Raw genomic sequence first — 16,986 nt, 5'->3', positions numbered from 1 at the left:
CAGCATCGGGGCATGCCCCCGACGGACCTGTTGCGCGTGCGCGACCTCGTGCCGGACGCGCTGGCCGCCCTCGGCGAGTGCCGGTCCGTCGACGCGGAACGCTGGCCGCACGCCTGGCGGTCCCGCTACCTGGCCCGGCACCCGGGCGTGTTCGGTGTGCTGGACCGCGGCGGCGACTGGTCCGACCCGGAGGCGGTGACCGCCGCCGTGGCCGGCCTCCGCGACCGGGTCGCCGACCTGGCCGCCCGCGCCGAGGCGGTACGCGAGCTGCTGCCCACCGGCGTCGCGGATGCGGCCGGCGCGCTGGGCTGGTCCGGCGAGGGCGGGCCGGTCGAGTGCGTGGTGCTCGTCGGGCTGCGCCAGGCCAACGGCTGGGCCGACGACCTCGGCGGTCGCTACGCGCTCTTCCTCGCCGTGGAGGGGCGCGAGCCCGACGACGACGCGCTGCTGGTGCGGCACGAGGCCGCGCACGTGGTGCACGACCGGCGGGCCGGCATCCGCGACTGGCCGTCGCACGGGGTGGCGAACCAGCTCTTCGCCGAGGGGCTGGCCACCCAGGTCACCGCCGAGCTGGATCCCGGCCGGCCGGTCGAGGCGTACCTCTGGTTCGGCCGGCCCGACCACCGGGCCTGGCTGGACGAGTGTCGCCGCCGGTGGTCGGAGATCGTGGGCCGGGTCCGGGCCGACCTGGACGCCACCGACCCGGACCACCACGCGGCGTATTTCCTGATGCGGGCCTCGCCGTTGCGGGGTGACCTGCCCCGGCGCTGTGGCTATCTGGTCGGCCTGGCGGCGGTGCGGCGGTTGCGGGCGCGGCATCCCCTGCCCGAGCTGGCCGGTTGGTCGCTGCGCCGGGTCGGCGCGGAGATGCGCGGCGTCCTCGCGGACCTTGCACCGCCTGCCTGACCGTTCGCCGTCGGTGCGCCGGAAACGGACGGAGCCGCTCGGCCGGCCGCAGGGCACGGCCGGCCGAACGGGCCGCTCGTCTCAGCGGTCGATGGGCCCTGGGCCGATGGCGCCCTGCCAGACCTCGGCGCCTGAGGTGGCCTCCACGTTGCCGCCGGCGTAGAGCAGGGTGTCAAAGTTGATTTTGTCAATGTAGCGGTTCGCGAATTCCGGGATGGGCACTCCGTTGACGACCGTTCCGGGTCGCACGTCCAGCCGGATGTCCACGCCGGACTGTTACACGCTGAAGTGGCTCTGGTACGTTTGGCTGACGCCATTGCGTGGGTTGCTGAACCCGAACGCGAGCCCGGCCGGGACCGGGGAACTGGTGAAGCTGTACTGGATCGCCGAGGTCTGCTTGGTGGTGACCCGGTTGCCGTTCCAGCAGTACTTTCCCTTGAGCTGCGCGTAGGCCAGCGCCCCCACCACCACCCTGTTGTCGGAAGTGCCCAGAATCTGCCCCATGGTCACCTGGCCGTAGCGCCCGGTGATGGTGAACTGGCGGCAGTACTCGCCCGCTGGCGGCGGCAGGGTGCAGGTGAAGCCCTGCCCGGTGTAGGGCAGGCTGGTGACCGGGGTGATGGTGACGATGGAGCCCACCGCCAGCCGGGCCAGGGAGCCGCTCGGCGTCGAGCCGTTCGGCAGGAGCACGGCGCCACCGTCCGTGTTCAGGCTGACCCAGCCGTACGCGCTCTGGTAGGTGAACCGCAGGCCCAGCCCGCGGTTGCCGGCGATGAAGTAGTTCGCCGGGATCCAGAAGGTGTTGGTGCCGATCAGGCTCTGGTTGCCCTGCCCGGTGAGGTCGACGCGGTAGCACCCGGTGGAGTAGGCGTTGTTCGCGCCACCGAACTGCAGCGTCTGGTTGGTGGTCCTGGTCATGGTGAGGGTGTTCGGGCCGGCGACGGCCGGCGTGGCCGTGCCGACGGCGCCGAGGACGGCTGCCAGGAGCAGGGTCAACAGTCGGGAGGTCCGCCGCTGCCGGGCGGATCGCGGGGTGGTTCGCATGGGCCACCTCAGGGTGATTGTCCGGCCGCCGGGTGTCGGCCGCCGTGAGAAGAGCCTCCGGCAGCGGCCGAAACCGGGGAAGTGACGATTCGGCAGCATCAGGGACCGACTGCTGTCGGCCGCGCAGAAGGTCAGGTCAACGTCGGGTGATGGTCCGGCCACGCGACTTCCGGTAGAACTGAGGCGTGCAGTGGGTTGATCTCCACACGTTCGCCGTCGTCGCCGAGACCCTGTCGTTCAGTCGCGCCGCCGAGCGGTTGCATCTCACCAACTCCGCCGTGGTACGCCGGATCCAACGTCTGGAGCGTGCCGTCGGCGTGCGTCTCCTGGACCGCTCGACCGTCCGGGTCGCGATGACCCCGGCGGGGGTTCGGCTCGCCCTGCTCCTCCCGGACCTGCTGGGTCGGTGGGAGCAGGCGGTGAACGCTGTCGTCGCGGCCCCGGCGGCGCGGAAACGGCTGCGGCTGGGCACGATCGACCTGTACAGCCGGCTGATGGTGGAGCACTTCGAGGCGGCGCTGCCGGACGTCGAACTGGACTGGACCGTCGACGACTCTCCGGCGCTGCTCACCCGCTTGGGCGAGGGTCGGCTGGACGTCGTGCTCGTGGCCGACTTTCCCGGAGAGGTCGCGCCCCTGCCACCGGGTGCGCACGTGGTCACTGTCGTCCGCGAGCCGATCTGGCTGCAGATCAGTCGCGTCCACCCGCTCGCCGACGCCGCCAGTCTCGACATCGCAGATCTCGGCGACGAGCGCTGGGTGGTGAGCCCGCCGAGCCAGAGCCCGCACCGCTGGGAGACGCGGACGCTCGCCGGCCTGCCCCGCGCCCGGGTGGTGCCGGCGTCCCAGGTCACCGGCCGACACATGATCGACAAAAGAGGGGCGGTGGCTTTCAGCAGCGCGCTCGTTCGCGCGAATGACGGGTTCCGGGTGATTCCGTTGACCGGTCTGGCAAACGGTGACCGTCACCTCTATCTCGCCTGGAAACCGGAGCTGGCGGCGTCGGTCCTGGTGGACCGTCTCCGGGGCGCCCGGCTCGACTTCTATCGTGGTCAGGCGCGCCGGTCACCCGCCTACTGGGAATGGATCAGTGGCCGTCCCCTCCGGTTCCCGGGCATCGCCGACGAACGTCACCTGCTCGACGAGTCATGCGGGCAGCCGCGCCACGGGTAGGCGCACTGACCACCGGCTACTCGTTCGACCTCGACGGCGCCGCGATCCATCTGACCGATGGCGACCGCCCGTCCCCGCCCCACCCCCTGGCGCGATCTTGCGGTTTCTGCCCCGCCGGGGCAGAAACCGCAAGATCGGCGAGAGGGTGGGGCGGGGGAGGGCCGCGGGGGTGGGATTGGCGGTGTCGGGTGGGGGTGGGGGTGGCTAGCGTCGAGGGTATGGAGCTGGCGCAGGCGCGGAAGTTGTGGCAGGTGGAGCCGGGATGGTTGAACACGGCGACCTACGGGTTGCCGCCCGATCCGGTGTGGACGGCGGTGCAGCAGGTGCTCGCCGAGTGGCGGAGCGGCGGGGTGTCGTTCGAGGTGTGGGACGCCGCGGTCGACCGCTCCCGGGCCGCGTTCGCCCGGCTGGTCGGCGTGGACCCGGCCGACGTGAGCATCGGCGCGGCCGTCTCCCAGTTGGTGGCGCCGATCGCGGCGGCGCTGCCGCCGGGTGCCACGGTGGTGGTGCCCGAGGGGGAGTTCACCTCGATCCTGTTCCCCTGGCTGGTGCAGGAGGAGCGTGGCGTGCGGGTGCGCGCCGTCCCGCTCGACGGCCTGGTCGACGCCATCGACGCCGGCACCGACCTGGTGGCGTTCAGCCTGGTGCAGTCCGCCGACGGCACGGTCGCGGCGTACGACGAGATCGTCGCGGCGGCCCGGTCGCACGACGCGCTGGTGGTGGTCGACGCCACCCAGGCCTGCGGGTGGCTTCCGTTCGACGCGGCCCGGGCGGACGCGGTGCTGGTCGGGGCGTACAAGTGGTTGATGGCGCCGCGCGGCGCGGCCTTCGCCTACCTGGCGCCGGTGCTGCGCGAGCGGCTGCGCCCGGACGCCGCGGGCTGGTACGCCGGCAAGGACCCGCACTCCTCCTACTACGGCACCCCGTTGCGGCTCGCCGACGACGCCCGGCGCTTCGACCTCTCCCCGTCGTGGCTGTGCTACGCCGGGGCGGCCCCGGTGCTGGAGTTGCTCGCCGACCTGGACCTGGCCGCGGTGCGCGACCACGACGTGGCGCTGGCCAACCGGTTCCTCGCCGGGCTGGGCCGCCCGCCCGGCGACAGCGCGATCGTCAGCGTCGAGGTGCCGGGCGCGCAGGAGAAGCTGGCCGCGGCCGGGGTGCGGGCGGCGGTCCGGGCCGGCCGGGTGCGTGCCTCGTTCCACCTCTACACCACCGAGGCGGACGTCGACCTGGCCCTGGACGCGCTGACCGGCTGATCAGGCCAGGTGGCCGCCGATCTTCGTGTAGCCGCGCAGCAGGTCGCGCGAGATGATCAGCCGCTGCATCTCGTCGGTGCCCTCGAAGATCCGGTACAGGCGCACCTGCCGGTACCAGCGTTCGATCGGCAGCTCGCGGGTGTAGCCCATGCCGCCGTGGATCTGGAGCACCCGGTCGACCACCCGGTTGACCATGCCGGCGCCGTAGAGCTTGCCCATCGACGAGGCGTGCCGGGGGTCGAGCCCCGCGTCGACCGTCCAGGCCGAGCGCAGGATCAGCCAGCGGGCGGCCTCCAGCTCGGTCTCCGAGTCGGCGATCATCCACTGGATGGCCTGGTTGGTGGCGATCGGCGCGCCGAACGTCTCCCGCGTGGTGGCGTGGTCGATCGCCATCTGCAGGGCCCGCTCGGCGATCCCGACCGCGTGCGAGGGGATGGTGTAGCGGCCCTTGCCGATCCACTCCATGCCCAGCGTGAAGCCCTGCCCGATCTCGCCGAGGATGTTGCGGTGCGGCACCCGTACGCCGTCGAAGACCAGCGAGGCGGGGCCGCCCTCGCCCATCGTCTGGATGAACTCCGACCGCCAGCCCATCGCCCGGTCGACCAGGAAGGCGGTGGCGCCGCCGTGCCGGGCGCCCTTCTCCGGGTCGGTCACCGCCACCACGATGGCGAAGTCGGCGTCGTTGCCGTTGGTGATGAACGTCTTCTCGCCGTCGAGGATCCAGTCGTCGCCGTCGCGGCGGGCGCGCAGCTTGATGTTCGCCGCGTCGGAACCCGCGCCGGGCTCGGTGATGGCGAAGCAGGAGATCCGTTCCCCCTCGATGGTGGGGAGCAGGAACTCCCGCTTCTGCTCCTCGGTGGCGTGGAACAGGATGTTGTCCGCCTCGCCGCCGAAGCGGAACGGCACGAAACTGCGGCCCAGCTCGGTCCAGATCAGCGACTGCATCACGGCGGGCAGGGCCATCCCGCCGTACTCCGGTGGCGTGGCCAACCCCCAGAAGCCGAACTTCTTCGCCTTGAGCTGGAGTTCGCGCAGCTCGGAGCGGTCCAGGCCGGGCTGGTGGGCGCGCTCGCGGCGCAGCAGCTCCGGCTCCAGCGGCATCACCTCTCGGGTGACGAACGCGCGGACGGTGTCCCGGACCGCGCGTTCCTCTTCGGACAGTGCGAAGTCCACGGTGCCCCCTCGGGTCGGTGTCCGCTCTAAACTAGCGCTGGAAGTTTTCCGCCGTCCAGACCCGAGGCGGAAGGAGGGATGATGACGACGTGCCACGACCCCGACAGGCCCTGCTCACCCGGGACCGGATCGTCGAGACCGCGCTCGCGCTGATCGACGCGGACGGGCTGGACAAGCTCTCCACCCGGCGGCTCGCCGCCGCACTCGGCGTCCGCGGCCCGTCGCTCTACAACCACTTCGCGACCAAGGAGGAGATCCTGGACGCGGTGGCCGACAGCGTCACGGCGGCCGTCGACGTGGGCGCGTTCGACAGGTGCGACTGGCAGGAGGCCCTGCGCCGCTGGGCCCGCTCCTACCGGGCCGCGCTGGCCGCGCACCCCCATGTCGTCCCGTACCTGGCCCGCGGGCCGGGCCGCCGGCCGGCGGCGCTCACCATGGCCGACGCGGTCTACGGCGCCCTGGTCCGGGCCGGCTGGCCGCCCGCCCGAGCCACCCACATCGGCGCGGCGATGCGCTATTTCGTGGCCGGCTCGGCGCTCGGCTCGTTCGCCCGCGGCTTCGTCGAGGACCCGTCGCTCTACGCCGCGCACCCGCACCTCACCCAGGCCCACCGCCTCGCCGGCCACCAGCGCAGCGTCGACGAGGGCGCGTTCGCGCTCGGCCTGGACGCGCTGCTGCACGGCCTCGCCGCCGAGCACGCGGCCACCGTCGGCCCGCTGGAACGGGCGGACGGTCCGGGGTAGCGTCGAAACTCCCACCGCTAGTTTCCGCTTCGAAGGACGCCATGGATCTCGTCGCCGCGCCACCCGCCCCGCTGACGCGCCGCCACCTGCACGTCGCCGGCGACTGGGTCGACCCGTCGTCGGGCGACACGATCGACGTGGAGAACCCGGCCACCGGGGAGACAATCGGCGTGGTGCCGGCCGGCGCCCCGGCCGACGTCGACCGGGCGGTGGCCGCCGCCCGGGCCGCGTTCCCCGGCTGGGCGGCGACCGACCCCGCCGAGCGGGCCGGCCACCTGGACCGGCTGCACGCCGCGCTCGCCGCCCGCGCCGGCGAGGTCGCCCGCACCGTGGCGACGGAGTTGGGCGCCCCGCTCAAGCTGGCCACCCGGGTGCAGGCCGGCCTGCCGCTGATCGTGCTGCGCAGCATGGTCGAGTTGGCCGCCCGGCCGGTCGCGGAGCAGGTCGTCGGCAACTCGCTGGTGGTCCGCGAACCGGTCGGCGTCGTCGGTGCGATCACCCCGTGGAACTACCCGCTGCACCAGGTGGTCGCCAAGGTCGCCCCGGCGCTCGCCGCCGGCTGCACGGTGGTGCTCAAGCCCAGCGAGCTGACGCCACTCACCGCCTACCTGCTCTTCGACGCGGTGGCCGAGGCCGGGTTGCCGCCGGGGGTGGTCAACCTGGTGCCCGGCACCGGCCCGGTGGTCGGCGAGGCGCTCGCCGCGCACCCCGACGTCGACCTGGTCTCGTTCACCGGGTCCACCGCGACCGGCCGGCGGATCGCGCACCTGGCCGCCGACCGGATCGCCCGGGTCGCGCTGGAGCTGGGCGGCAAGTCGGCGAACGTGATCCTGGCCGACGCCGACCTGCCCACCGCGGTCAAGGTCGGCGTCGGCAACGTGCTCGTCAACTCCGGCCAGACCTGCACCGCCTGGACCCGGATGCTGGTGCACCGCGACCGCTACGACGAGGCGCTGGACCTGGCCGCGTCGGTGGTCGCCGGCTACCGGCTCGGTGACCCGTTCGACCCGGCCACCCGGCTCGGCCCGCTGGTCTCGGCCGCGCAGGTCGATCGGGTACGCGGGCACGTGGACCGGGCGCTCGCCGACGGCGCCCGGCTCGTCGCCGGTGGACCGGACGCGCCGGTGCCGCCGCGCGGCCACTTCGTCGCGCCCACCGTCCTCGCCGACGTGCATCCGGACAGCGCGCTGGCGCAGGAGGAGGTGTTCGGGCCGGTGCTCGCGGTGATCCCGTTCGCCGACGCGGACGAGGCGGTCACGATCGCCAACAACTCCCGGTACGGGCTGGCCGGCGCGGTCTGGTCCGCCGACGAGGACGCGGCGCTGGCCGTGGCCCGCCGGCTGCGCACCGGGCAGGTCGACGTCAACGGCGGCGCGTTCAACCCGCTCGCCCCGTTCGGCGGCTACCGGCAGTCCGGCCTCGGCCGTGAGCTGGGCACCTACGGGCTGGAGGAGTTCACCGAGGTCAAGGCGATCCAGCGATGAGGGCGCTCGTGGTGCGCGGTCAGGGCGGCACGCCTGCCGTCGAGGAGGTGCGCCTGCCCGCGCCCGGCCCCGGTGAGCTGCGGGTCCGGATCCGTGCCGCCGGCATCTGCCATTCCGACCTGGCCATGGTGGACGGCACGCTGGCACCCGGGTATCCGCTGGTGTTGGGGCACGAGGCGACCGGCGTGGTGGCCGAGGCCGGGCCGGGCACCGGGGTGGCCGTGGGCACGCCCGTGGTGCTCAACTGGGCGCCGGCCTGCCGCGACTGCTGGCACTGCCGGCACGGTGAGCCCTGGCTCTGCGCCGCGAACACGGCCGCCTCGGCGGCCCGGGGCGAGACCGCCGCCGGGGAACCGCTGCACGTCACGCTGGGGCTGGGCGCGCTCGCCGAGGAGGTGGTGGTGCCGGAGCGGGCGGCCGTGCCGGTGCCGTCCGGGCTGCCGCCGGCCGAAGCGGCGCTGCTGGGTTGCGCGGTGCTCACCGGCGTCGGCGCGGTCCGCAACACCGCCCGGGTCGCCCGGGGCGAGTCGGTGGCGGTGATCGGGTTGGGCGGCGTCGGGCTGGCGGTGCTCACCGCGGCCAAGCGGGCCGGCGCGGCGCCGATCCTCGCCGTGGACGTGGTGGAGGCCAAGCGGGAGCTGGCGCTGGCCGCCGGCGCGACCGACTTCCTGCGCTCCGACGACACGCTCGGCAAGGAGGTCCGGGCCCGCACCGGCGGGCGCGGGGTCGACCACGCCTTCGAGTGCGTGGGCCGGGCCGCCACCATCCGGGCCGCCTGGCGGGCGACGCGGCGCGGGGGAGCGGTCACCGTGGTCGGCATGGGCGGCAAGGACGACCTGCTCAGCCTCTCCGCGCTGGACATCTTCCACTCGGCGCGCACGCTGCGGTCCTCGGTCTACGGCTCGACCGACCCGGATCGGGAGGTGCCGGAGCTGGCCGCCGCGCTCGCCGCCGGTGACCTCGACCTGAAGCCGCTGGTCAGCGGCACGGTGTCGCTGGCCGAGGCGCCCGCGGCGCTGGCGCGGCTGGCCCGCGGCGAGGGCGCCCGCTGGGTGGTCGCCTTCCCTGACTGACCGGCCCCTGCGCCGGCGCCGCGCGCCGGTCAGGCGTGAGAGGGGTGCCCTTCTCTACCGGAGGCGTTAACAGGGGGCCCCTCCTTGCACCGGGCTCGACCTGCCGGAGTGCGCCGCAGACCGGTGACGGTGCCGGGCCACATGTCGACAGGTGCCGATCCGTTCGGATCCGGCGGCACGGGGCCGACCCGTGTGGAGGTCGGCCCCGTGGTGTTCCGGGGGAATGTGTGGCACATCGACATGGCTCGACCACTTCGACGCCCCGTAGGTTTCCTGCACGCGACGGCCCTGTGACCCCGGTCACCGACCTGGCCGGGGCGTGCGGACCTGCGGAGGGTGAGGCGATGGCCGGGCAAGCGATCCTGTCGGCCCGTGGGCTGACCCGGGACTTCCGGGGCTTCCGGGCCGTCGATCGCGTCGACCTCGACGTGGCGCCGGAGACCGTGCACGCCCTGGTCGGCCCGAACGGCGCCGGCAAGACCACACTGTTCAACCTGCTCACCGGCTTCCTGCCGCCCAGCGGCGGGCGGATCGAGCTGGACGGCCGGGACGTCACCGGGCTGCCGCCGGAGCGGGTGGCCCGGCTCGGCGTGGCCCGGTCGTTCCAGATCACCAGCCTCTTCCCGCAGCTCGGCGCGCGCGAGCACGTGGAGCTGGCGTTGCAGTCGTCGAGCGGGCTGGGCTGGCGGTTCTGGCGGTCGGCGAAGCTGATGCGCCGCTACCGGGCACGGGCCGACGAGCTGCTGGCCATGGTCGGCCTCGCCGACCTCGCCGAGGCGCCGGCCGAGGCGCTCGCGTACGGGCGCAAGCGGGCCCTGGAGCTGGCCATCGCGCTGGCGCTGGACCCGAAGGTGCTGCTGCTCGACGAGCCGACCGCCGGGATGGGGCTGGAGGACGTCGACCGCACCGTCGAGCTGATCTCGACCGTCCGCGCCGGCCGGACCGTGGTCATGGTGGAGCACAACATGAGCGTGGTGGGCCGCCTCGCCGACACGGTCACCGTCCTGCAGGCCGGCACGGTGCTGGTCGAGGGGCCGTACGAGCAGGTCCGCGCCGACGAGCGGGTCATCACCGCCTACCTGGGAGCCGCGGATGCTGCGCATTGACAACCTCTCCGCCGCCTACGGCGAGGCCCAGGTGCTGCGGGAGGTGAGCCTGGAGGTGGCCGCCGGCGAGGTGGTCACCCTGGTCGGGCGCAACGGTGCCGGCAAGTCCACGCTGCTGCGGTGCGTGATGGGGCTGCACCCCGACCAGCGTGGCGCGGTGCGCCTCGACGGCCGGGACATCAGCCGACTGCCGGCGTACAAGCGGGCGCGGGCCGGACTCGGTTGGGTGCCCGACGACCGGGGCGCGTACGCCACGCTCACCGTCACCGAGAACCTGACGCTGCCGCCGCGGGTCGGCCCCGACCCGTGGCCGCTGGAGCGGGTGTACGAGGCGTTCCCCGCCCTGTACGAGCGGCGCGACTCGGCCGCGACCATGCTCTCCGGCGGCGAGCAGCAGATGCTCGCGCTGGCCCGGGTGCTGCGCATGGGCGCCCGGCTGCTGCTCTGCGACGAGCCCACCGAGGGGCTGTCGCCGCTGCTCGTGCAGCAGGTCGGCGACCTGCTGCGGGAGGCCAAGAAGCACGGTGTGACAGTGCTGCTGGTCGAGCAGAACCTGCACTTCGCCACCGGCGTCGCCGACCGGCACTACCTGCTGGCCGAGGGACGGATCGCGGAGGCGATGGAGAACGCCGAGGTGCGCTCGCGGGAACGCGAGCTGCTGGCGTACCTCGGCATCTGAATTCCGACGGCTGACCCGCGCGGACCGCGCGGTACGAAGGGGATGAACATGCGTAGGAGCGTGGGTGTGGCCGCCGCCTCGGCGGTGGCGCTGCTGGTGGCCGGCTGTGGCGGCGGTGGTCCGCAGTCCGGCGGCGAGGAGAAGCTGACCGGCGACAAGATCGTGCTGGGCGTGCTCAACGACCAGTCGGGCGCCTACTCGGAGCTGTCCGGGCGCAACTCGGTCAAGGCCGTGGAGATGGCCATCGCCGACTTCAAGGCCAAGCACGGCGACGACGCGGTGACCAAGGACATCACCGTGGAGACCGCGGACCACCAGAACAAGCCGGACGTGGCGAACAGCAAGGCCCAGGAGATGTACGACCGCAAGGGCGTCGACGCCATCCTGGACGTGCCGACCTCATCGGCCGCGCTGAAGGTCGCCGACGTGGCGAAGGAGAAGAAGAAGCTCTACTTCAACATCGGCGCGGCGACCACCGACCTGACCGGCAAGAGCTGCAACAGGTACACGTTCCACTACGCCTACGACACCTACATGCTGGCCCACGGCACCGGCACGGTGACCACCGAGCAGGTCGGCAAGAACTGGTACATCCTCTACCCGAACTACGCGTTCGGGCAGGACATGGAGAAGAGCTTCTCCACCGCCATCACCGCGGCCGGCGGCAAGGTGGTCGGCTCCGACGGCGCGCCGTTCCCGAACACCAGCGGCGACTACTCGTCGTTCCTGCTCAAGGCGCCGACGCTGAACCCGAAGCCGCAGGTGCTGGGCACCATGCAGGCCGGCGCCGAACTGGTCAACGTGGTCAAGCAGTACAACGAGTTCAAGCTGCGGGAGAAGGGCGTCGGGCTGGCGGTCGGCCTGATGTTCATCACCGACATCCACTCGCTCACCCCGGACGCGTTGGCCGGCACCACCTACACCGACGCCTGGTACTGGAACTTCGACCAGCAGAACCGGGAGTGGGCGGACCGGTTCCAGTCCGAGACCGGCACCCGGCCGTCGTTCGCGCACGCGGCGAACTACTCCGCCGCCATGCAGTACCTGGAGGCGGTGCAGGCCGCCGGTACCGACGACGCGGACGCCGTGGTCAAGCAGCTGGAGGGCAAGGACGTCAACGACCTCTTCCTGCGCAACGGCAAGATCCGCGCGGAGGACCACCGGGTCGTGCACGACGCCTACCTGGCCCAGGTGAAGCCGCAGGCCGAGGTGAAGGAGCCGTGGGACTACGTGAAGGTCCTCAAGACCATCCCGGCGGCGGAGGCGTTCCGCGCGCCGTCGGCGGACTGCAAGCTCTGACATGTCCGGGTTCCTGCAGAACACGTTCAACGGGTTGGTGGGCGGGGCGTTCTACGCCCTGCTCGCCCTCGGGCTCGCGGTCATCTTCGGCATGCTCCGGGTGGTGAACTTCGCCCACGGCGCGTTCTACATGCTCGGCGCGTTCGGCGCGTACGTGCTGCTCGCCGAGGCGGGCGTGCCGTTCTGGGCCGCGCTGGTGATCATGCCGCTGGCGCTGGGCCTGCTCGGGATGGTGCTGGAGCGGGCGGTGATCCACCGGCTCACCCGGCTCGACCCGCTCTACAACTTCCTGCTCACCTTCGGCCTGACGCTGATCCTGCAGGACCTGGTCAAGTCCCGGTACGGCGTGCAGTCCAGCCCGTACGCCACGCCCGCCGAACTGAGCGGGACCGTCGACTTCGGGCTCTTCGACTTCCCGACCTACCGGGTCTTCATCCTCGGCTTCACCGTGCTGCTCTGCGTCGCGGTGTGGTGGGTGCTCGGGCGGACCCGGATCGGCACGGTGGTCCGGGCCGCCACCGAGCGGCCGGAGCTGACCCGGGCCTTCGGCATCGACGTGGGGAAGTGGGTCACCCCGGTGTTCGGCTTCGGCATCGCCCTCGCGGGGCTGGCCGGGGTGCTCGCCGCCCCGATGCGGGCGGTGAACCCGCTGATGGGCGCCGACCTGATCATCGTGGTCTTCGCGGTGGTGGTGATCGGCGGGCTCGGCTCGATCTTCGGGTCGGTCGCCGCAGGCTTCGGCATCGGCCTGGTCCAGGCGTGGGGCGAGGCGTACCTGTCGGACTACCCGCTCGTGTCGCAGACCGTCGTGTTCGTGGTGATGGCCGCCGTGCTGCTCTGGCGCCCGGCCGGCCTGTTCGGCCGTGAGGAGGCCCCCGCATGACCGAACGCACCGAGCGGAGCGAGGGCCGTGAGAGCATGCCCGGTCGGCTCGGCATGACCGCGACGATGGACACCAAGGCCCCATCGGCCCGGTCCGGGCTGCTCGCCGTGGCCCGGGCGCCCGGCTGGGTCCGGTACGCGCTGCTGGCCGCCGGTCTGCTGGTCGCGCTCTGGCTGCCCAACGGCCTCTACCCGGCGGTCGCCGTGGACATCCTGTGCTGGGCGCTGTTCGCCGTCTCGGTGGACCTGCTGCTCGGCTTCACCGGGCTGATGTCGTTCGGGCACGCCGCGTTCTGGGGCACCTCGGCCTACCTGACCGGGCTGGTCGCGATCCACGCCGGCCTGCCCTTCCCGGCCGCGGTGCTGGCCGGGGCGCTGGGCGCGGCGCTGCTCGCGCTGCCGATCGGCTACCTGGCGGTGAAGCGCACCGGGATCTACTTCGCCATGGTCACCCTGGCGTTCGCGCAGATGGTCTACTACGTGGCCAACGAGTGGCGCTCGGTCACCCAAGGCGAGAACGGCCTGCAGGGCGTGCCCCGCGCGTTCTTCGGCGCCGACCTCACCGACGACTACTACTTCTACTACGCGATCCTGCCGATCGTGCTGCTCGGCCTGTTCGCGGCCTGGCGGATCGTGCACTCGCCGTTCGGTCGGGTGCTGGTCGGCATCCGGGACAACCCGGCCCGGGCCCGCGCGCTGGGCTACCCGGTGCACCGCTACAAGCTGACCGCGTTCGTGCTCTCCGGCTTCCTGGCCGGGCTCGGCGGCGGGCTCTTCGCGGTCGGCCACCGGTTCGTCTCCCTCGACGTGCTGCACTGGACCACCTCCGGCAAGGCGGTGATCGTGGTGGTGCTCGGCGGCATCGGCACATTGTGGGGCGGCGTGCTCGGCGCGGCGCTCGTGGTCCGGCTGGAGGACTGGCTGTCGTTCTCCGGGTTCGAGGCCATCGGGCTGGTCACCGGCGGCATCTTCGTGCTGGTCGTGCTGCTGTTCCGGCGGGGCCTGTGGGGCACTGTCGCCCACCTGCTCCGGGGGCGGGGAGCCGTCCGGCGCGAATGATTTTCCGCCCGGCGCATCCGGATCCGGCCGCCCGGACGAACCCCCAGGTAGGAGAGCTACCCGGGGGTACGTCCGTTGCTGACCGAGAAGATGCCGACCGGGGCCGCCGAGACGGCCCGTAAGCGGCTCCTCGCCGCCGCCGAGGACCTGGACGACAACCAGGTCGCCGGGCTGGTGCTGGACCTGGCCGCCGAGGCCGGGGTGGCGCCGGTCTGGGAGCAGGTCTGCCTGCCGCTGCTGGGCGGGTTGCGGGGCGACAGCCCCGCCGACATCGCGGTGGAGCACGCCCTGTCCGAGGGCGTCCGGGTCGGGCTGGACGTCTTCCGCCGGGAACCGGGCCGGCCGTTGCCCCCGCGCGGGGTGCTGCTCGCCGGCGCCGAGCACGAGACGCACTGTCTCGGGCTGCACGCCCTGGCCGCGGCGCTGCGCGAGCGGGGCCAGGGTTGCCTGCACCTCGGTCCGGCGCTGCCGTGGTCGGCGCTGGCCGGCGCGGTGTCCCGGGCCCGGCCGCGGGTGGTGGTGGTCTGGTCGCAGGCCCCGCTGACCGGCCGGGCGTACCGGCTGGTCCGTCTCCGGCGGGACTTCCCGGGCGTCCGCGTGTTCGCCGCCGGGCCGGGCTGGATCGAGCCGTTCCCGCCCGGCCCGTCCGCGCCCCGGCACGTCACCACCCTGCCCGAGGCCACCGCCGCCTGCCTGCAAGGCGGGGCCCCTTCTTAACGCCTCCGGTAGATGAGGGGGCCCCTTTTAACCCAACTGGCCGGCCGGCCGGCGGGCTGGGCGACGCTGCGTGCGACGTGACCTGGCGCACATTCGATACGAACCGGTTCCGTATCGAAACTCCCTCACCTACGCTCGGCGGGAGTTACGAGTCTGCCCCGTATCGTATTTGGACACGGGGGAACCGGGGGGAGAACCCGAATGGAACCGCACGAGAACACCGGACACCCGAGGAGGTGGGCGATCCTCGGGGTGCTGGTGATCAGCCTCCTCGTGGTCGTCCTCGACAACACCATCCTCAACGTCGCGTTGCGCACCCTCGCCGACCCGGTGCGCGGCCTCGGCGCCAGCCAGGGCGAGCTGGAGTGGGCGATCAACTCCTACACCCTCGTCTTCGCCGGGCTGCTCTTCACGTTCGGCGTGCTCGGCGACCGGCTCGGCCGCCGGCGGCTCCTGATCCTCGGGCTCGCGCTGTTCGGGCTGGCCTCACTGCTGTCGGCGTACGCGCAGGACCCCGGCCAGCTGATCGCCGCCCGGGCCCTGATGGGCGTCGGCGGCGCGGCCATCATGCCGGTGACCCTCTCGATCATCTCCAACGTCTTCGACCCGCGCGAGCGCGGCCGGGCCATCGGGGTCTGGGCCGGCGCGGTCGGCCTCGCCGTGGCCATCGGCCCGGTGCTCGGCGGCGCGCTGCTGGAGCACTTCTGGTGGGGCTCGGTCTTCCTGATCAACGTGCCGGTGGTGGCGGTGGGCGTGCTGCTGGTCGCGCTGCTGGTCCCCGAGTCCCGCGACCCGTCCCCGGGCCGGGTGGACGTGCTCGGCGTGCTGCTCTCCGTGGTCGGCCTGGTCGCGCTCACCTACGGCATCATCGACGGCGGCGAGCACGGCTTCGGTCGCCCCCAGGTCTGGGTCTCGATCGTCGGCGGCCTCGCGGTGCTCGGCTGGTTCGTCGCGCACGAGCTGCGCAGCGACCACCCGTCGCTGGACGTGCGGCTGTTCCGGGTGCCCCGGTTCGCCGCCCCGGTGGCCCTGGTCGGGCTGGTCTTCTTCGCCGCGATGGGCGTGATGTTCTTCGGCGCGTTCTACCTCCAACTGGTCCGCGGCTACAGCCCGCTGGAGAGCGGCCTGCTGTTCCTGCCCTTCGCGGCCGCGCAGCTGATCTTCGCGCCGCGCAGCGCCGCGATGGTCCGCCGCTACGGCGGCCGGGCCGTCGCCGCGGTCGGGTTGCTGCTCACCGTCGTGGCGCTCGCCGCGTTCGTCCTCATCGACGCGGACACGCCGATCTGGATCTTCTCGGCGCTGGGCTTCCTCCAGGGCGCCGGGATGGCCAACATCATGCCGCCGGCCACCGAGTCGATCATGTCGGCGCTGCCCCGGGAGAAGGCCGGCGTGGGCTCGGCGGTCAGCAACACGATCCGCCAGGTGGCCGGCGCGCTCGGCGTGGCGGTGCTCGGCTCGGTGCTCTCCGCGGTCTACCGCGACCAGGTCGCCCCGGCGGTGTCCGCGCTGCCCGCACCGGTCCGCGACGCGGCCCGGGAGTCGGTCTCCGGGGCGTACGCGGTCGCCGACCGGCTCGGCCCGGCCGCGCCCCGGCTGATCGACGCGGCGAACGACTCGTTCGTCTCGGCGATGCACTGGGCGGCCGGGATCTCCGCGCTGGTGGCCACGCTCGGCGTGGTGATCGTGTTCCGCTGGATGCCGGGTCGGCCCCTGGTCGCGCCCGACTCGACGCCGGCCACCGAGCCGGAGTTGGCCGGGACCGCCTAGGTTCGTGGACAATGTCTGACATGACTTCCACGGCGGATGCTCCGCGGTCGCCCGGGCGACCGCGGAGCACCCGCGCGGACGAGGCGATCGTGGAGGCCACCCTCGACCTGCTGGCCGAGGGCAGCACCATCGAGGCGCTCTCCATCGAGGCGATCGCCGCCCGCGCCGGGGTCGGCAAGGCCACCATCTACCGGCGCTGGTCCGGCAAGGAGGCGCTGCTGCTGGACGCGTTGCGCCGGCTCAAGGGCGACCCGCCGCGCACCGCCGGGCGCTCCGTCCGCGACGACCTGGTGCTGCTGGTCGGCGCCGTCGGCCAGCACGTCGACCCGCGGGCCCGCATGATCATGCCGTGCCTGGTGCCCGAGGTGAGCCGCAGCTCCGCCCACCGCCAGGCCTACGAGGCGATCATCGAGCCCCGGCGGGAGGCGATGCGCGAGGTGCTGCGCCGCGCCGTCGAGCGCGGCGAGCTACGCGCCGACCTCGACGTCGAGGTGGCCATGGCGCTGCTCACCGCGCCGATGCTGACCCAGCGGATGGTGCACTGGCATCCCGGGCCGGACGAGCGGCTCCTGCCGGAGCGCATCGTGGACGCGGTCCTGGACGGCCTGCGCGCCCGCTGACCCGGA

17 protein-coding genes are annotated in these 16,986 nt (G+C 73.1%); 14 read left to right on the top strand and 3 right to left on the bottom strand.

All coding sequences use genetic code 11. From position 1 onward, the window contains the following. The first annotated feature begins 12 nt into the window (after positions 1–12). Positions 13–906, top strand: a complete 894-nt coding sequence (locus O7618_RS13795) for a hypothetical protein (protein WP_278106485.1) — start codon at positions 13–15, stop codon at positions 904–906. A gap of 81 nt (positions 907–987) precedes the next feature. Here O7618_RS13795 and O7618_RS13790 read toward each other — a convergent pair whose 3' ends face one another. Together O7618_RS13790 and O7618_RS13785 are read right to left on the bottom strand one after the other, a co-directional pair. Beyond that, positions 988–1,173: a hypothetical protein gene (locus O7618_RS13790; protein WP_278106484.1), complete on the bottom strand. Its 186-nt coding sequence runs from the start codon at positions 1,171–1,173 to the stop codon at positions 988–990. A 9-nt stretch (positions 1,174–1,182) separates the two neighbouring features. Beyond that, complete coding sequence (locus O7618_RS13785) at positions 1,183–1,950, bottom strand: hypothetical protein (RefSeq protein ID WP_278106483.1); 768 nt, start codon at positions 1,948–1,950, stop codon at positions 1,183–1,185. A gap of 185 nt (positions 1,951–2,135) precedes the next feature. On the opposite strand from O7618_RS13785, the gene O7618_RS13780 reads away from it, so the two are divergent. Beyond that, positions 2,136–3,122, top strand: coding sequence for a LysR family transcriptional regulator (locus tag O7618_RS13780; protein WP_278106482.1), 987 nt, complete (start codon positions 2,136–2,138; stop codon positions 3,120–3,122). Positions 3,123–3,340: 218 nt separating this feature from the next. Continuing rightward, positions 3,341–4,378, top strand: coding sequence for an aminotransferase class V-fold PLP-dependent enzyme (locus tag O7618_RS13775; protein WP_278106481.1), 1,038 nt, complete (start codon positions 3,341–3,343; stop codon positions 4,376–4,378). Here the strand turns inward: O7618_RS13775 and O7618_RS13770 are convergent, their stop codons facing one another. After that, positions 4,379–5,551, bottom strand: coding sequence for an acyl-CoA dehydrogenase family protein (locus O7618_RS13770; protein ID WP_278106480.1), 1,173 nt, complete (start codon positions 5,549–5,551; stop codon positions 4,379–4,381). 89 nt (positions 5,552–5,640) lie between these two features. Between O7618_RS13770 and O7618_RS13765 the strand changes: the two genes are divergently transcribed. The 11 genes from O7618_RS13765 to O7618_RS13715 all read left to right on the top strand — a co-directional run bounded on the left by O7618_RS13765 (position 5,641) and on the right by O7618_RS13715 (position 16,980). Then, positions 5,641–6,294 (top strand): TetR/AcrR family transcriptional regulator C-terminal domain-containing protein, encoded by a 654-nt coding sequence (locus tag O7618_RS13765; protein ID WP_278106479.1) that lies wholly within the window; start codon positions 5,641–5,643, stop codon positions 6,292–6,294. Between the two features lie 41 nt (positions 6,295–6,335). Continuing rightward, positions 6,336–7,778: an aldehyde dehydrogenase family protein gene (locus tag O7618_RS13760; RefSeq protein WP_278106478.1), complete on the top strand. Its 1,443-nt coding sequence runs from the start codon at positions 6,336–6,338 to the stop codon at positions 7,776–7,778. Further along, positions 7,775–8,851: a zinc-binding dehydrogenase gene (locus O7618_RS13755; RefSeq protein ID WP_278106477.1), complete on the top strand. Its 1,077-nt coding sequence runs from the start codon at positions 7,775–7,777 to the stop codon at positions 8,849–8,851. The genes O7618_RS13760 and O7618_RS13755 overlap by 4 nt, the downstream gene beginning before the upstream one ends. Positions 8,852–9,195: 344 nt before the next feature. Then, on the top strand, positions 9,196–9,957 hold the full coding sequence (locus O7618_RS13750) for an ABC transporter ATP-binding protein (RefSeq protein ID WP_278106476.1): 762 nt from the start codon (positions 9,196–9,198) through the stop codon (positions 9,955–9,957). Then, positions 9,944–10,636, top strand: coding sequence for an ABC transporter ATP-binding protein (locus O7618_RS13745; protein ID WP_091067300.1), 693 nt, complete (start codon positions 9,944–9,946; stop codon positions 10,634–10,636). Before O7618_RS13750 ends, O7618_RS13745 begins: the two co-directional genes overlap by 14 nt. 42 nt (positions 10,637–10,678) lie before the next feature. Further along, complete coding sequence (locus tag O7618_RS13740) at positions 10,679–11,935, top strand: ABC transporter substrate-binding protein (RefSeq protein WP_278106475.1); 1,257 nt, start codon at positions 10,679–10,681, stop codon at positions 11,933–11,935. Between the two features lies 1 nt (position 11,936). Next, entirely contained in the window at positions 11,937–12,818 is an 882-nt protein-coding gene (locus O7618_RS13735) for a branched-chain amino acid ABC transporter permease (protein WP_278106474.1), read from the top strand. 53 nt (positions 12,819–12,871) lie between these two features. After that, entirely contained in the window at positions 12,872–13,876 is a 1,005-nt protein-coding gene (locus tag O7618_RS13730) for a branched-chain amino acid ABC transporter permease (RefSeq protein ID WP_278110001.1), read from the top strand. 75 nt (positions 13,877–13,951) lie between these two features. Continuing rightward, positions 13,952–14,593, top strand: a complete 642-nt coding sequence (locus O7618_RS13725) for a transcriptional regulator (protein WP_278106473.1) — start codon at positions 13,952–13,954, stop codon at positions 14,591–14,593. Positions 14,594–14,794: 201 nt separating this feature from the next. After that, the gene (locus O7618_RS13720; protein WP_278106472.1) at positions 14,795–16,360 is read left to right on the top strand and encodes an MFS transporter; all 1,566 of its coding nucleotides are present in this window, start codon (positions 14,795–14,797) and stop codon (positions 16,358–16,360) included. A gap of 11 nt (positions 16,361–16,371) precedes the next feature. Continuing rightward, a complete protein-coding gene (locus tag O7618_RS13715; protein ID WP_278106471.1) occupies positions 16,372–16,980 on the top strand; it encodes a TetR/AcrR family transcriptional regulator in 609 nt (202 codons plus the stop codon). The last annotated feature ends 6 nt before the right edge of the window (positions 16,981–16,986 follow it).

It is taken from the genome of Micromonospora sp. WMMD980 (assembly GCF_029626035.1).
GTDB lineage: Bacteria > Actinomycetota > Actinomycetes > Mycobacteriales > Micromonosporaceae > Micromonospora.
This window is presented reverse-complemented; position numbering and strand designations above follow the sequence as displayed.

Excerpts from the sequence above, each read along its gene's own strand:
- O7618_RS13745 (WP_091067300.1), top strand. The coding sequence starts at position 9,944 with ATGCTGCGCATTGACAACCTCTCCGCCGCCTACGGCGAGGCCCAGGTG.
- O7618_RS13760 (WP_278106478.1), top strand. The coding sequence starts at position 6,336 with ATGGATCTCGTCGCCGCGCCACCCGCCCCGCTGACGCGCCGCCACCTG.
- O7618_RS13785 (WP_278106483.1), bottom strand. The coding sequence starts at position 1,950 with ATGCGAACCACCCCGCGATCCGCCCGGCAGCGGCGGACCTCCCGACTG.
- O7618_RS13740 (WP_278106475.1), top strand. The coding sequence starts at position 10,679 with ATGAACATGCGTAGGAGCGTGGGTGTGGCCGCCGCCTCGGCGGTGGCG.
- O7618_RS13715 (WP_278106471.1), top strand. The coding sequence starts at position 16,372 with ATGTCTGACATGACTTCCACGGCGGATGCTCCGCGGTCGCCCGGGCGA.
- O7618_RS13775 (WP_278106481.1), top strand. The coding sequence starts at position 3,341 with ATGGAGCTGGCGCAGGCGCGGAAGTTGTGGCAGGTGGAGCCGGGATGG.
- O7618_RS13730 (WP_278110001.1), top strand. The coding sequence starts at position 12,872 with ATGACCGCGACGATGGACACCAAGGCCCCATCGGCCCGGTCCGGGCTG.
- O7618_RS13755 (WP_278106477.1), top strand. The coding sequence starts at position 7,775 with ATGAGGGCGCTCGTGGTGCGCGGTCAGGGCGGCACGCCTGCCGTCGAG.
- O7618_RS13735 (WP_278106474.1), top strand. The coding sequence starts at position 11,937 with ATGTCCGGGTTCCTGCAGAACACGTTCAACGGGTTGGTGGGCGGGGCG.
- O7618_RS13720 (WP_278106472.1), top strand. The coding sequence starts at position 14,795 with ATGGAACCGCACGAGAACACCGGACACCCGAGGAGGTGGGCGATCCTC.
- O7618_RS13750 (WP_278106476.1), top strand. The coding sequence starts at position 9,196 with ATGGCCGGGCAAGCGATCCTGTCGGCCCGTGGGCTGACCCGGGACTTC.
- O7618_RS13795 (WP_278106485.1), top strand. The coding sequence starts at position 13 with ATGCCCCCGACGGACCTGTTGCGCGTGCGCGACCTCGTGCCGGACGCG.